Below are 14,100 nucleotides of genomic sequence, written 5' to 3'. Positions count from 1 at the left end.
CATGTTTAAAGTCTTCAAAAATAATTGCATTGCACGGTTAAACCAAGCTTAAGCACTTATAATTGCGAAAGGATTTCGGTTTTAAACTTTATTTTTTTGTTAAGTGAATTCTCTAACAGAGATGGCTATATTTGCCGTTAAATTCAATTAGTTTGAAATTTACCTTAGAGAAAAAGGATAGTCAAAGCAAGGCAAGAGCAGGCACCATAACCTTAGGTCATGGCCCAATACAAACGCCAATTTTTATGCCGGTTGGTACGGTAGCTTCGGTAAAGGGGGTGCATCAGAAAGAACTACGGGAAGAAATTAACCCAGATATTATTTTGGGTAATACGTATCATCTTTATCTAAGACCCGGTACCAAAATTCTAGAACAAGCAGGTGGTTTGCACAAGTTTATGGGCTGGGACCGCAATATTCTAACAGATAGTGGTGGTTACCAAGTATACTCTTTGTCCGCAAATAGAAAAATTAAAGAGGAAGGCGTTAAGTTTAAATCGCACATAGATGGTTCTTACCATTTCTTTTCTCCAGAAAGGGCAATGGAAATACAGCGAAGTATTGGAGCGGATATTATCATGGCGTTTGACGAGTGTACGCCTTACCCGTGTGAATACAACTATGCCAAGCGGTCTATGCATATGACCCATAGATGGTTAGATCGTTGTATAAACCACCTAAAAGAAGTGCCCGAAATGTATGGTTATGAACAAACCCTTTTCCCTATAGTCCAAGGTTCTACCTATACAGATTTAAGAAAGCAATCTGCAGAATATATTGCTAACGCTGGTGCTTTAGGCAACGCAATTGGAGGTCTTTCCGTGGGGGAGCCAGCAGAGGAGATGTATGCCATGACAGACGTAGTTTGTGCCATTTTACCAAAAGATAAACCAAGATATTTAATGGGGGTAGGTACACCTATTAATATTTTAGAAAATATAGCATTGGGGGTAGATATGTTTGATTGTGTTATGCCTACCAGAAATGCCAGAAATGGAATGCTTTTTACGTCTGAAGGAACCATCAACATTAAAAATAAAAAATGGGAAAACGATTTTTCTCCGTTAGATGATTTGGGAGTAACTTTTGTAGATCGAGAATATTCCAAGGCCTATCTAAGGCATTTGTTTGCCGCCAATGAATATTTAGGAAAGCAGATTGCAACCATTCACAATCTTGGTTTTTATTTATGGTTGGTAAGAACTGCAAGAGAAAAAATTATTGAAGGTACCTTTACGGATTGGAAAAATAAGATGGTTAAACAAATGGATAAAAGGCTATAATGCTAACCATATTAGATAAATACATATTAAAAAGGTACTTAGTAACATTCTTGGGGATTATGTTATTATTTATCCCTATTGGAATAATGATTAGCCTAGCGGAAAAAATTGGGAAAATCATTGATAATGAAGCGCCTTTAAGTGAAGTAATCGTTTTTTATGGAAATTTTAGTTTGGTACTCGGTAACCTGTTAATGCCCATTTTACTATTCTTATCCATAATATTTTTTACCTCCAAATTGGCAAGCAACACGGAAATAGTGGCCATGTTAAGCTCTGGTATTTCTTACTGGCGTTTTTTAAGGCCCTATTTTATTGGTGCATCTATCGTGGCAATCCTAATTTTTTTAATGGGCCAGTTTATAGTTCCAAATGCAAGTGTCGGTTTTAATGAGTTTGAATATAAATATTTTAAAAAAGGTAGACAGACAAGGCAAACTACCAATATATTCAATCAATTAAACGAACAAGATTTTATCTACGTGAGTAGTTTTGATCCACAAAGGCAAATAGGTTATAATTTTACCTATGAGCATTTTAACGAGGAAAATCAGTTAGATTACAAAATAAGTGCGGCCAATATTAGATGGATAGAAAAGGATAGTATATACAGGCTTACATCTTACCAAAAGCGAAAAATTAGAGAAGGCAAAGAATTAATAAGATCAGAAAGTAGGTTAGATACCTTATTTTCTTTTCAGATTGATGATTTAACACCTGTTTCTTATGTTGCAGAAACAAAAAACCTATTTGAGCTTAATAAGTTTATAGAGGAGCAACGTAAAAAGGGAGCCGCAAACGTAAACACCTATGTTTTGGCCAAATATAAAAGATGGGCGTTACCAGTAGCAGCATTTATTTTAACCATTATAGCGGTAGCAGTTTCTTCTGTTAAAAGAAGAGGGGGTATGGGGTTAAATTTGCTCATTGGTATTGCCTTGGGAATGGTCTATATTTTCTTTGACCGAATATTTGGTACCATGGCAGAGCAATCTGGGTTTTCTCCTTTATTGGCCGTATTGATTCCTAACTTAATTTTTGGAATCATAGGAGTTTACTTACTGCAAAAAGCTAAAAGATAACAAGTTAGATAAGACATGGTACAGGGGCTTTTTAGAATAGGTTAAATTCATATCTTTGCCCTCACCAACCAACTTTCAAGACACTATTTATGGAATATTTGGAATTTGAACTCCCTATTAAAGAATTAGAAGATCAATTGCAGAAATGCATGGTTATAGGGGAAGAAAGTGAAGTAGATGTCACGGAAACGTGTCAGAAAATTGAAGAAAAGTTAGCAGATACCAAAAAGGATATCTATAAAAACCTTAGTGCGTGGCAGCGTGTACAATTAAGTAGACACCCAAATAGACCCTACACTTTAGATTATATAAACGCTTTGTGTGGAGATAGCTTTTTAGAACTTCATGGGGATCGTACCGTAAAGGATGATAAAGCTATGATTGGTGGTCTAGGTAAAATAGGGGACCAGTCTTTTATGCTAATAGGCCAGCAAAAAGGGTATAACACCAAAACAAGGCAATATAGAAACTTTGGTATGGCCAATCCAGAAGGGTATAGAAAAGCCCTTCGTTTAATGAAGTCTGCAGAGAAGTTTGGGCTACCAATTGTAACCTTTGTAGATACGCCAGGAGCCTATCCAGGAATAGAAGCGGAGGAACGCGGACAAGGAGAAGCTATTGCAAGAAACATATTAGAAATGAGCAGGCTTAAAGTGCCTGTAATTGTAGTTATTATTGGGGAAGGTGCATCTGGTGGTGCATTGGGTATTGGAGTAGGAGATAAGGTGCTCATGTTAGAAAATACATGGTACTCCGTTATTTCTCCAGAATCTTGTAGTTCTATACTTTGGAGAAGTTGGGAGTTTAAAGAACAAGCAGCAGAAGCGTTAAAACTTACTGCTTCCGACATGAAGCGTCAGAAATTAATAGACGAGATTATAAAAGAGCCATTAGGTGGTGCCCATAGAGATAGGGATAAAACGTTTACCACCGTAAAAAACAAAATTATTTCTCATTTTGAAGAGCTTAAAAAGTTATCACCAAAAGAATTGGTGAAACAACGTATGGACAAATATTCAAAGATGGGGGTATACAACGGTTAACCCTGAGTTTTACGTTTTAAATAAAAAAGGTTTCAGAATTTTCTGAGCCTTTTTTTTCGTTATTAACAGAAATATTTAGTTATCAACATTAATTTTGTTGATTACGTGTGAACATAGTTCGCTAAAAATTTAAAGTTAACTAAAGGTTAATTGCATACTTTCGCACTCATGGACAAACCTAGCCCAATTACCGGTCGTAAGATTGATAAATCCACTATTATAAGCTTGGAAAAAGGTAAAATACCACCGCAAGCTGTTGAATTAGAGGAGGTTGTGTTGGGTGCCATGATGATTGATAAAAAGGGTGTAGATGAGGTAATAGATATCTTACATCCTGATGTATTTTATAAAGACGCCCATAAATTTATCTTTGAAGCTATCTTTCAATTGTTTGAAACTTCTGAACCGGTAGACTTATTAACCGTTTCTACCCAATTAAAGAAAGACGGCAAGTTAGAGTTGGTAGGGGGCGATTTTTATTTGATAAAACTTACCCAAAAAGTAGCTTCTTCGGCCCACATAGAATTTCATGCCCGTATAATTCTACAAAAATATATTCAAAGGAGTCTTATTAAGATTTCTAACGAAATAATTGAAGAGTCTTACAGTGAAACAACAGACGTTTTTGATTTGTTAGATACGGCAGAATCTAAACTTTACGAGGTAACACAAGGGAATTTAAAACGTTCAGCAGAGACCGCTCAAAACTTGGTAATACAAGCCAAGAAAAAAATTGAGGAAATCTCTAATAAAGAAGGGTTAAGCGGTATACCTTCAGGGTTCGATAAACTTGATAAACTTACTTCGGGCTGGCAGCCTTCAGATTTAATTATTGTTGCTGCAAGGCCTGGTATGGGTAAAACAGCCCTTACCTTATCCATGGCAAGAAATATTGCCGTAAATTCCAATCATGGGGTAGCCTTCTTTTCTTTGGAGATGTCCTCTGTACAGTTAATAACAAGATTAATTTCATCAGAAACAGGACTTTCTTCAGAAAAGTTGCGTACGGGTAAATTAGAAAAACATGAGTGGGAACAGCTCAATGTTAAAGTAAAAACGTTAGAGAAAGCCCCACTATTTATAGATGATACTCCCTCTTTATCTATTTTTGATTTAAGGGCAAAGGCAAGACGTTTAAAATCCCAACACGATATTCAAATAATTATTATCGATTATTTGCAGTTAATGACTGCCGGAGGTAGCCAAAAAGGAGGAAACCGGGAGCAAGAAATTTCTACCATATCTAGAAACTTAAAGGCTTTGGCCAAAGAACTTAATGTTCCGGTAATTGCGTTATCACAGCTATCGCGTGCGGTAGAAACAAGGGGAGGTAGTAAAAGGCCGTTGCTTTCAGATTTAAGGGAATCTGGAGCTATTGAACAAGATGCGGATATCGTAAGTTTTATTTATAGACCAGAATACTATAAAATTGAAGAATGGGACGATGAGGAGCGCTCTCCAACCCAAGGCCAAGGAGAATTCATAGTAGCAAAGCACCGTAACGGTGGTTTGGAAAATATTAGGTTAAAATTCATTGGTCAGTTAGGTAAATTCGATAATTTAGATGACTTTGACTCACCTTTTGAGTTTCAATCTAAGATGAACGACGATGAGGAAAATCCTTTTTCCACCCAAACTTTACCTAGTGCAGATCAAGCTTTTGGTAGCTCTTTTAATGAGCAGCCAGATGAAGATAACGACATTCCTTTTTAAGTATTTTTTTAAAACCTCAAGGTTTGGAGGTTTGGTTTTAGTTGTTTTTTTTCTTCTCATTTCAGGAAAAACTTCAGCCTCTATGCTATTAATCCCAATGGATGCAGAGGGGCAGAAGAATCATCTAAAAGCATACGGAATAACGTATTGGATACTGCAAAAGCAGCAAAAAGTGCAATGGTTATTAAATTATAGAGGTGGTTCTTTTTTATTACCAGACGGTGATTTGGTTCGTAAAGAGTGCCAGATTAGAGGTGTGTCTTTTGAAGTTTTGTCAGATAATCAAGCGCAAACTATTTTAGCAGATATAAGCAGTCCTTCTCAAAATCAAGAAGCCGTAATATTAGAGAAAGCTCCAAAAATTGCAGTCTACTCCCCAAAAGATAACATGCCTTGGGATGATGCCGTGACTATGGTTTTGACGTATGCAGAAATCCCGTATGTAACGGTGTATGATGAAGAAGTGCTGGAAGATAAATTGGCCTTGTATGATTGGTTGCATTTACACCATGAAGATTTTACGGGCCAATACGGAAAATTTTATGGTTCTTATAGAACGGCATCTTGGTATATAGAGGGAAAACGAATAGCCGAGGAACGTGCAAGAAAATTGGGTTACAATAAAGTTGCGGAACAAAAGAGTGCGGTTGCTGAAAAAATAAGGGCCTACGTTATTGGTGGTGGGTTTATGTTTGCTATGTGTTCTGCTACAGATAGTTTTGACATAGCTTTGGCTGCTAAAGGCGTAGATATTTGTGAGCCTATGTTTGATGGTGATGCCTCATCTCCCAATTATCAATCTAGATTGGATTATACTAGAACTTTTGCTTTTACTGATTTTACGCTAGAGCGAAATCCTTCTCAATACGAATTTTCTTCTATTGATATGACCCGTAAAAGACGTGTGCCTAAGGAATCCGATTATTTTTCCTTAAAAGAATTTTCTGCAAAGTGGGATCCCGTACCTACCATGTTAACCCAAAATCATACTACTTTGGTAAAAGGATTTATGGGACAAACAACAGCTTTTGAGTCTGCAGAAGTTAAACCAACGGTCATGGTGCTAGGAGAATGTAAACTTAATGGCGAGGCTAGATACGTACATGGTATAAAAGGTAAAGGTTTTTTTACGTTTTATGGGGGGCACGATCCAGAAGACTACCAGCATAGAGTAGGAGACCCAAAAACAGAATTGGAATTACATCCAACTTCACCAGGTTATAGATTAATCTTAAATAACGTCTTGTTTCCTGCCGCTAGAAAGAAAAAGCAAAAAACTTAATTACCCAAAAAAGCATATTCGGTTTCATTATCCTCACTAGGGGGTGCTTCTTCATTAAAATGTAAAATCATTGTAGTACCAACGCCCACTTCGCTTTCCACATCAATAGTACCATTCATAGCTTCTACTTGTGTCTTTACCAAGTAAAGTCCAAGCCCTTTGCCTTTGGTTTTGCCGCTAAGCCTACCGTACATGTCAAATATTTTCTTTCTTCTCTCCGGGGTTAATAACATGCCTTGCCCGTTATCTTCAATTTTAACAACAATGGCATTCCTATTTTTAAACACAGAAATTTTTATGGTAAGCGGTGTATCCGGATTATGGTATTTTAAACTGTTTAAAACTAAATTATAGAAGATGTTTACAAAATAACTCTTTACCCCCATTATTTTATCTTGGGTAATTTTAGTGTAGATTTTGGCTTTGGTATCTATTATGTCTTTGTTTAACAAAACCTGTATATCATCTAATATTTCGCAAACGTCTACCTCTGTAAAGTCTTCCTTACTTATTTCTTTTAAAGAGAGCGAAAGATTTAAGTCTTTTATTGTAGTATTTAATGCGACACAACAAGCTTGTATATTGGTCATTATGCCGTCATTGGTTTCATTATCCCCTTCCTCATATAAAGATTGTAAGGCAAGAATATTGGCAATGGGTCTTTTTAAATTATGGGATAAGATATAGATGAAGTTTTGCAACTCCTTATTTTGATTTTCAATTTTCTGGTTTGTAATTATAGTCTTAGTTACATCTTGCGCGGTACCCGCCATTCTATACGCTTTTATGGCGTCATCATCTTTGTAAAAAGCTTTACCTTTTTGATGTATAAACTTTAGTTTTCCACCAACGGTTACCCTATAAATAATGTCATGTGGTTCTTTGTTTTTAATACTACTCGTAACAGAGTTTTCAAAAGCCTCTCGGTCATCTGGATGTATTAAATTAACTAGAAAAGGAAAGGTTAGATATTCTTTTTGATATTCTTTTGGAATTGCAAAGATGTTATTCAAATGTTCAGAAATATAGATTTCATCTTCTTCTATGTTCCAGAACCAGTTTCCAAAATCTGCAATTTGTTGGGCTTCTTTAAGTTTTTCTTCACCATGTTGCAGATCTTGTATGGTTTTATGCAACTGTGTAACATCACATTGCCGTATACAACATCCAATTACTTTTTCATTTTCTGTAATAGGATAAAAATAAAGTTCATAATGGTTAGTGATTCCGTTCTTTATGGTTTTGTAGGTTTTACTAAAAGATTTACCCTCAAAAACATTATTATAATCGTGAATATTTTCCCCAAAATAAAACTTATTTCTTAGGTTACTGCCAATTACAATCGAGGAATCTATTTTACTAGTTTTGGATAAATAGGTTTTATTAGCGGTTAAAAGATTAAAGTTTTTGTCTAAAGACCAGATGGTATCTTCAGTATTATCTATTACTGCTTGGTTTCTAAATTCCTTAGTTCTAGATTCTTTATAATTCTTATTTATTTTCCTTAATAAGGGTAATATAAATATGAAGAGTAATAGATAAATAGCAGCAATGAAAAATAATAAAGTAGCAATTGCAATTGTCTTGAACTTATTCAAGGATTCTTCATGTAGCTTTTGATAATTACTAACAATGGCATCCATGCCATTTAGGTACTTACTCTCTAGGTCGTTAAGAGTGGCTAATTGCGAAGGTTGTAATTTGGATTTCTGCTTTGCTAAACTAATTATTTGCTTCTGGTAATTTCCTAATTGTTGATACGAAAGATTTATCTCCGCTGTATTTTGGATTCCTCCTAGTACTTTTTTATAAGTATCACCACTTAACAATGAATGATTTTCTCGCCAAATATCTAAGCCTACTAAATCTATATTAAAGGTAGAATCTAGTTGCTTGCGATAAACTTGCTTTACAGTGCTTTGACTAAGCATGCGTTGCCTACCAGAAATATTAATTATATAGGCGTTATCGTTTAAATCAGAAAAATATAAACTAACAACATACAAAGTAGCAGTAAAGAATATAAGAATACTTACACCTAAGACAATTAATAGCCTGGTAAAATTACGAACATACCGATCATCTCCCTTGGCTTGTTTCATAAAGGTAATTGGGGTAATTCCAAGAATATTGAAAATCGTTTTCTAAAGCATCTTTAACTAAGATGATTTTGACGAAGAAAACGACTTTTGTAAATAAGCTTCTAGATGCTCTATTTTTAGAGGTTTGGTTATAAATTCTTTTACATACTTGCTGTATTCTTCTGCCTTTTCCCTATCCTCAGGACGCTCAGATGAAGTAACCATTAATACCTCATTAGATACTGGGAAATTTTCTAATGTCATGAATTCTAAAAACTCATATCCTGTCATTTCCGGCATATTAATATCAAGCAAAATCAATGTTCGCTCATCCTGTACCTCCCTAAAGCGCAAATCATCTAATGCTAATTCAGGATTGGTAAATGTTTTTACTTTATCTTCTAAACCTAATTTTCTAAAATGTACGGTGTTAATAGTATTTACTAACTCCTCATCATCCACTAAGTAAATTTGTTGGTACATAGTTATATTTAAATATTATGGTGCAAACTAATTATACTGAACTATTGTAAATAATTTTTGTTGTAAAATAGGAGAATTTATGTGTTAAAATACAAATAATATCTGGTATCCTGTAATTATTTTAAAATGACCAGTATTTTACGGGGTCTGAATGGTAGTTGGTTTAAGTGTGTGATGATCTAGAAATAGGATAACTTTTTAACTTTTGGCCATTACAAGTTTTGATAAAATATGTTCTACTCCCTGTTCTGTATTACTTAAAGTTTGATACTTGGCAATACGTTTTATATTAGGATGAGCGTTAGCCATAGCAAAACTAAAATTAGATAGTTGCATCATCTCCAAATCATTGTTAAAGTCACCAAAGACCATGATTTCATCTGCGTTTATTCCGTGTTCCTCCATAACTTTTTGCAGTGCGTAGCCTTTGTGGGCATTGGGTTCTGAAATATCTAGCCAATTCTCTCCAGAAACTTTTACCTTTAATACATCCTCAAATTGTTTCAATTCTGGATACAAATACTTTTCAGAGCTCTGGTGATGGTAAATCGCAATTTTTAAAATAGTATCACTGACTGCTTTTTGGTTGTCAACCAAAGTAAATTCAGAATAATATTCCTTTAGCATTTCTATAAAATCACCTGAAGATTTGTTGACATATGCAGTATTTGCCGTACATAAAACAGCATGCGCATTTTCCAATCTATCTACTACCTCTAGCACATTTGTAATATAAGTTTGGTCTAGAGAAATGGTCATTAATACATTCTCTTGTTTTTTTACAAAAGCCCCATTCTCGGCTATAAATAAAATATCATTGGCAATTGGTTTTAATTTATCCAACATGCTATAATATTGTCTGCCGCTAGCCGCTACAAATGCAATATTTTGTTTTTTTAAGTCTTCAAAAAGATTGAAAAACTCTGTGCTTACTTCATGCTGATTGTTTAAAAGGGTTCCGTCCATATCAGAAACCACCATTTTAATTTTAGATAAATCCATATACCAATAATAATTTGTAAAGGTACTGCTATCTCTAGGAAAGACGTAAAATTTGTCTTAAATATGTCTTATGAATTGGTTTCAGAGAGAAATTAAATTAAAGCCTTATAAACGAGGATTTCACTTGGTAACAAAAGATATTTTGGATAAAATGCCTGAAATCCGTAAGATTAAATATGGACAATTACAGGTCTTTATAAAACATACGTCTGCTAGTTTAACCATTAACGAAAATGCAGACCCTACGGTAAGGTCAGATTTTGAGAGTCATTTTAATATTATGGTGCCTGAGAATGCGCCATACTATATCCATACGTATGAAGGCCCTGATGATATGCCAGCCCACATTAAAGCATCTTTAATGGGTGCCTCCGTATTAATTCCAATAACAAATGGTAGGTTGAACTTGGGTATTTGGCAAGGTATTTATTTGTGTGAGCATCGAGATTATGCTTCAGGTAGAAACCTTGTTTGTACCCTTATGGGAGAATTAATGGGGTAAAAAATAAAAAACCCATCATTTAAATGATGGGTTTTATAAGCGGGATAATTAAGTTAAATGTTTTATTTCACTTTTTCAACGATAGCTTTAAATGCATCTGGATGGTTCATGGCTAAATCTGCAAGTACTTTACGGTTAAGTTCAATACCACTAGCTTTAGCTTTACCCATAAATTGAGAGTAAGATAATCCATGCATTCTCGCACCAGCGTTAATACGTGTAATCCAAAGTGAACGGAAATTTCTCTTTTTGTTTCTTCTGTCGCGGTAAGCATATTGCATTGCTTTTTCTACCGCATTTTTGGCTACTGTCCAAACGTTTTTTCTACGTCCAAAGTAACCTTTTGCCTGCTTCATCACTTTTTTTCTTCTTGCGCGTGAAGCAACTGAATTTACTGATCTTGGCATACTGTTTTCATTTTTTTGTAGTAGGCGTTCCTATTAAAAGAAATCTTTGATTGTGCCTAACTCCATGGTTAATAATTAATGTACCTAAACTGAACTTTTGCTTATTTTAAACGCAATTGTTCTTTAATGCTATTCTCATCACTTTGGTGTACCAAGGTAGAGTGAGTTAGCTTTAGCTTACGCTTCTTAGATTTTTTTGTCAAAATATGACTCTTAAAAGCGTGCTTTCTTTTGATTTTACCAGTACCGGTAAGCTTAAAACGCTTTTTAGCACTGGATTTAGTTTTCATCTTTGGCATTATTCCTCTTTTTATTTAAACCGAAAACACAAAAGTATAATCGGATCCCGCTTATTTTTTTCCAGTCTTTGGAGCAATGAACATGGTCATTCTTTTACCTTCAAGTTTAGGCATCTGTTCTACTTTACCTAAATCTTCTAGTTCCTGCGCCAATCGTAACAAAAGAATTTCTCCTTGATCCTTATAAACTATGGACCTACCTTTAAAGAAAACATATGCTTTTAACTTGGCACCGTCTTTTAAAAACTTCTCGGCATGACGTTTTTTAAACTCGTAATCGTGGTCATCTGTTTGTGGTCCAAAACGGATTTCTTTAATGACAACTTTTGCCTGTTTTGCTTTTAATGCTTTCTCTCTTTTCTTCTGTTCGTATAAGAATTTCTTATAGTCTATTATCTTACATACGGGAGGGTTTGCATTTGGTGAAATTTCTACCAAATCAAGCTCCTGTTCTTTGGCTATCTCTTTAGCCTTTCTAATAGGGTACACGCCAACTTCCACATTATCGCCAACAAGACGTACTTCTCTTGCTGTAATTTTATCATTGATGTTGTGAGGGTTTTTATTTTCCCTACGTGGTTGTGGCCTAGATCTTCTTCTTATTGCTATGACTTAAAAATTTTAATTAAACTTATTTTTTTAAAACGATTTTAAGGTACTATTTATTTCCTTTTTAATCAAATCGGAAAAGTCCTCAATGGTAATACTTCCCAAATCTTCCCCGCCATGTTTTCTTACAGCTATGGTATTGTCTGCTTCTTCTTGTTCGCCTACAATAATCATAAAAGGAATTTTCTTTAATTCTGCCTCACGGATTTTCTTACCAACCGTTTCGTTCCTGTTATCAATGAGCGCGCGAATTTCGTGATTTTCAAACGAATTCAAAACTTTTTGGGCATAATTTTCATGTTTCTCGCTCACGGGCAGTACTATACACTGTTGCGGCATTAACCAAAGTGGAAAGTTTCCGCCAGTATGTTCTAATAAAATTGCAATAAAGCGCTCCATACTACCAAAGGGCGCTCTGTGGATCATTACGGGTCTATGCAACTCATTATCACTTCCTTTATAAGTAAGGTCAAAACGTTCGGGTAAGTTGTAATCAACCTGTATTGTGCCTAATTGCCATTGCCTTCCCAAAGCATCCTTTACCATAAAGTCTAACTTGGGTCCATAGAAAGCGGCTTCACCACTTTCAATAACGTAATTTAACCCTTTGTCTTTGGCGGCAGTTATTATAGCTTGTTCTGCTTTCTCCCAATTTTCTACCTTACCAATGTATTTGTCGGGATTATTTAAATCCCTTACAGAAACTTGAGCCGTAAAGTTCTCAAAACCTAAGGAACCAAAAACATATAAAACCAAGTCAATAACATTTTTAAACTCTTGATCAAGTTGATCGGGAGTACAAAAAATGTGGGCATCGTCTTGGGTAAAACCTCTTACTCTTGTTAAACCATGCAACTCGCCACTTTGTTCATACCTATATACAGTACCAAATTCCGCATAGCGTATTGGTAAATCTTTATAACTCCATGGACTGTTTTTGTAAACTTCACAGTGATGAGGACAATTCATTGGTTTCAACAAAAACTCTTCATCTTCCTTAGGTGTCTTTATAGGTTGAAAACTATCTTCGCCATATTTTGCATAATGGCCAGAGGTAACATATAATTCTTTTTGACCTATATGTGGGGTAACTACCATTTCGTAACCCGCTTTTTTCTGAGCTTTTTTAAGAAAATCTTCTAGTCGTTCTCTTAAAGCTGCGCCTTTAGGTAACCACAAAGGCAGTCCTTGTCCAACTTTTTGCGAAAAGGTAAATAACTCTAATTCCTTACCTAATTTACGATGATCACGCTTTTTTGCTTCCTCTAAAAGTTCTAAATACGCTTTAAGGTCCTTTTGTTTTGGAAATGAAATGCCATAAACACGAGTTAATTGTGGATTGTTTTCATCGCCACGCCAATAGGCCCCTGCAACACTTAATATCTTAAAAGCCTTTACAATACCTGTGTTTGGTATATGCCCACCTCTACATAAATCAGTGAAAGAACTATGGTCACAGAAGGTAATTTCACCATCGGTGAGATTTTCTATCAGCTCAATCTTGTATTCATTATTCTCCTTTTTGTAATAGGCTAGGGCATCCGCTTTAGAGACATCTCGTAACTTAAAGTCGTGTTTACCTCTGGCAATTTCTAAAGCTTTAGCTTCAATTTTTTCAAAGTCTTTGTCACTTATGGTATGTTCGCCAAAGTCTACGTCATAATAAAAACCATTTTCAATAGCAGGCCCAATAGTTAATTTAATACCAGGATACAGTTCTTCTAAAGCCTGTGCTAGAATGTGAGAAGATGAATGCCAAAAAGCTTTCTTTCCTTCATCGTCATTCCATGTGTATAAGGTTAAAGAGCCATCGGTGGTTAAAGGTGTCGTGGTTTCAACAGTTGCGTCATTAAATTTTGCGGAGATAACATTTCTAGCAAGTCCTTCACTTATACTTTGTGCAACAGCAAAAGGAGTAGTTCCTTTTTCAACTTCTTTTACAGCACCATCCGGTAGCGTAATCTTTATCATGGTCTATACTTCTTAGTTTTATTATAGAGGAGGCAAAGATAATATCTTACCTAGATGTTACAACATTTACACTTATATATATGTATATATTTCTATATAGAAAGAAACGAAGGTTGGTTCCATTGATGCGTTTATAGGAATAATCTAGGGGGTATTTTGTGGTCTCAAAAAAAATTGTATTTTTATCTTCTTGATTTTCAGTTAGCTGAAGATTCCCCAAAAAAAACCTTTAAAAAGTTTGTTGGTTTATTAGGAAATGGTGTTACATTTGCAGCCCGAAAAACAACAAAGGGTTTGTTTTAGGGGATAGTTCTAAAGCTCATTGACATACTGTTTTTTTTAG

Annotated in this window: 13 protein-coding genes; 6 read left to right on the top strand and 7 right to left on the bottom strand. The window is 35.1% G+C overall.

Going from position 1 to position 14,100, the window contains the following annotated elements; genetic code table 11:
* The first annotated feature begins 152 nt into the window (after positions 1-152).
* The 5 genes from tgt to ACXAGS_RS13410 all read left to right on the top strand — a co-directional run bounded on the left by tgt (position 153) and on the right by ACXAGS_RS13410 (position 6,403).
* Positions 153-1,283 carry a tRNA guanosine(34) transglycosylase Tgt gene (gene tgt / locus ACXAGS_RS13430; RefSeq protein ID WP_474907452.1) on the top strand — a complete coding sequence of 377 codons (1,131 nt, stop codon included), beginning with the start codon at positions 153-155 and terminating at the stop codon, positions 1,281-1,283.
* Positions 1,283-2,365, top strand: coding sequence for an LptF/LptG family permease (locus ACXAGS_RS13425; RefSeq protein WP_474907450.1), 1,083 nt, complete (start codon positions 1,283-1,285; stop codon positions 2,363-2,365). The genes tgt and ACXAGS_RS13425 overlap by 1 nt, the downstream gene beginning before the upstream one ends.
* A gap of 89 nt (positions 2,366-2,454) precedes the next feature.
* Complete coding sequence (locus tag ACXAGS_RS13420; RefSeq protein WP_474907449.1) at positions 2,455-3,408, top strand: acetyl-CoA carboxylase carboxyltransferase subunit alpha; 954 nt, start codon at positions 2,455-2,457, stop codon at positions 3,406-3,408.
* 168 nt (positions 3,409-3,576) lie between these two features.
* A complete protein-coding gene (dnaB, locus tag ACXAGS_RS13415; protein ID WP_474907447.1) occupies positions 3,577-5,121 on the top strand; it encodes a replicative DNA helicase in 1,545 nt (514 codons plus the stop codon).
* Between the two features lie 82 nt (positions 5,122-5,203).
* On the top strand, positions 5,204-6,403 hold the full coding sequence (locus tag ACXAGS_RS13410) for an asparagine synthetase B (protein WP_474907446.1): 1,200 nt from the start codon (positions 5,204-5,206) through the stop codon (positions 6,401-6,403).
* Here ACXAGS_RS13410 and ACXAGS_RS13405 read toward each other — a convergent pair.
* The 3 genes from ACXAGS_RS13405 to ACXAGS_RS13395 form a co-directional block, all read right to left on the bottom strand.
* Positions 6,400-8,505: a sensor histidine kinase gene (locus ACXAGS_RS13405; RefSeq protein ID WP_474907444.1), complete on the bottom strand. Its 2,106-nt coding sequence runs from the start codon at positions 8,503-8,505 to the stop codon at positions 6,400-6,402. The two genes, ACXAGS_RS13410 and ACXAGS_RS13405, sit on opposite strands and share 4 nt — an antisense overlap.
* Before the next feature lie 57 nt (positions 8,506-8,562).
* Complete coding sequence (locus tag ACXAGS_RS13400) at positions 8,563-8,946, bottom strand: response regulator (protein WP_474907443.1); 384 nt, start codon at positions 8,944-8,946, stop codon at positions 8,563-8,565.
* Positions 8,947-9,165: 219 nt separating this feature from the next.
* Positions 9,166-9,969, bottom strand: a complete 804-nt coding sequence (locus tag ACXAGS_RS13395) for an HAD family hydrolase (RefSeq protein ID WP_474907442.1) — start codon at positions 9,967-9,969, stop codon at positions 9,166-9,168.
* A 70-nt stretch (positions 9,970-10,039) separates the two neighbouring features.
* On the opposite strand from ACXAGS_RS13395, the gene ACXAGS_RS13390 reads away from it, so the two are divergent.
* Positions 10,040-10,471 (top strand): secondary thiamine-phosphate synthase enzyme YjbQ, encoded by a 432-nt coding sequence (locus ACXAGS_RS13390; protein WP_474907440.1) that lies wholly within the window; start codon positions 10,040-10,042, stop codon positions 10,469-10,471.
* A gap of 62 nt (positions 10,472-10,533) precedes the next feature.
* On the opposite strand, the gene rplT is transcribed toward ACXAGS_RS13390, so the two are convergent.
* From rplT to thrS, 4 genes are all read right to left on the bottom strand, one after another.
* Complete coding sequence (gene rplT / locus ACXAGS_RS13385; RefSeq protein ID WP_010520026.1) at positions 10,534-10,878, bottom strand: 50S ribosomal protein L20; 345 nt, start codon at positions 10,876-10,878, stop codon at positions 10,534-10,536.
* A gap of 101 nt (positions 10,879-10,979) precedes the next feature.
* Positions 10,980-11,177, bottom strand: a complete 198-nt coding sequence (rpmI, locus tag ACXAGS_RS13380) for a 50S ribosomal protein L35 (protein ID WP_010520027.1) — start codon at positions 11,175-11,177, stop codon at positions 10,980-10,982.
* A gap of 51 nt (positions 11,178-11,228) precedes the next feature.
* The gene (gene infC / locus ACXAGS_RS13375) at positions 11,229-11,786 is read right to left on the bottom strand and encodes a translation initiation factor IF-3 (RefSeq protein WP_474907626.1); all 558 of its coding nucleotides are present in this window, start codon (positions 11,784-11,786) and stop codon (positions 11,229-11,231) included.
* 30 nt (positions 11,787-11,816) lie between these two features.
* On the bottom strand, positions 11,817-13,757 hold the full coding sequence (thrS, locus tag ACXAGS_RS13370; protein ID WP_474907438.1) for a threonine--tRNA ligase: 1,941 nt from the start codon (positions 13,755-13,757) through the stop codon (positions 11,817-11,819).
* Positions 13,758-14,100: the final 343 nt, after the last annotated feature.

The sequence above is a fragment of the Croceivirga sp. ABH4_376 genome, from assembly GCF_056160685.1.
This window is presented reverse-complemented; position numbering and strand designations above follow the sequence as displayed.

What these genes read in the sequence shown, in the direction of transcription:
- thrS (WP_474907438.1), bottom strand. Translation starts at nt 13,757, where the DNA reads ATGATAAAGATTACGCTACCGGATGGTGCTGTAAAAGAAGTTGAAAAA.
- ACXAGS_RS13420 (WP_474907449.1), top strand. Translation starts at nt 2,455, where the DNA reads ATGGAATATTTGGAATTTGAACTCCCTATTAAAGAATTAGAAGATCAA.
- ACXAGS_RS13405 (WP_474907444.1), bottom strand. Translation starts at nt 8,505, where the DNA reads ATGAAACAAGCCAAGGGAGATGATCGGTATGTTCGTAATTTTACCAGG.
- ACXAGS_RS13410 (WP_474907446.1), top strand. Translation starts at nt 5,204, where the DNA reads ATGCTATTAATCCCAATGGATGCAGAGGGGCAGAAGAATCATCTAAAA.
- rpmI (WP_010520027.1), bottom strand. Translation starts at nt 11,177, where the DNA reads ATGCCAAAGATGAAAACTAAATCCAGTGCTAAAAAGCGTTTTAAGCTT.
- dnaB (WP_474907447.1), top strand. Translation starts at nt 3,577, where the DNA reads ATGGACAAACCTAGCCCAATTACCGGTCGTAAGATTGATAAATCCACT.
- ACXAGS_RS13390 (WP_474907440.1), top strand. Translation starts at nt 10,040, where the DNA reads ATGAATTGGTTTCAGAGAGAAATTAAATTAAAGCCTTATAAACGAGGA.
- ACXAGS_RS13425 (WP_474907450.1), top strand. Translation starts at nt 1,283, where the DNA reads ATGCTAACCATATTAGATAAATACATATTAAAAAGGTACTTAGTAACA.
- rplT (WP_010520026.1), bottom strand. Translation starts at nt 10,878, where the DNA reads ATGCCAAGATCAGTAAATTCAGTTGCTTCACGCGCAAGAAGAAAAAAA.
- ACXAGS_RS13395 (WP_474907442.1), bottom strand. Translation starts at nt 9,969, where the DNA reads ATGGATTTATCTAAAATTAAAATGGTGGTTTCTGATATGGACGGAACC.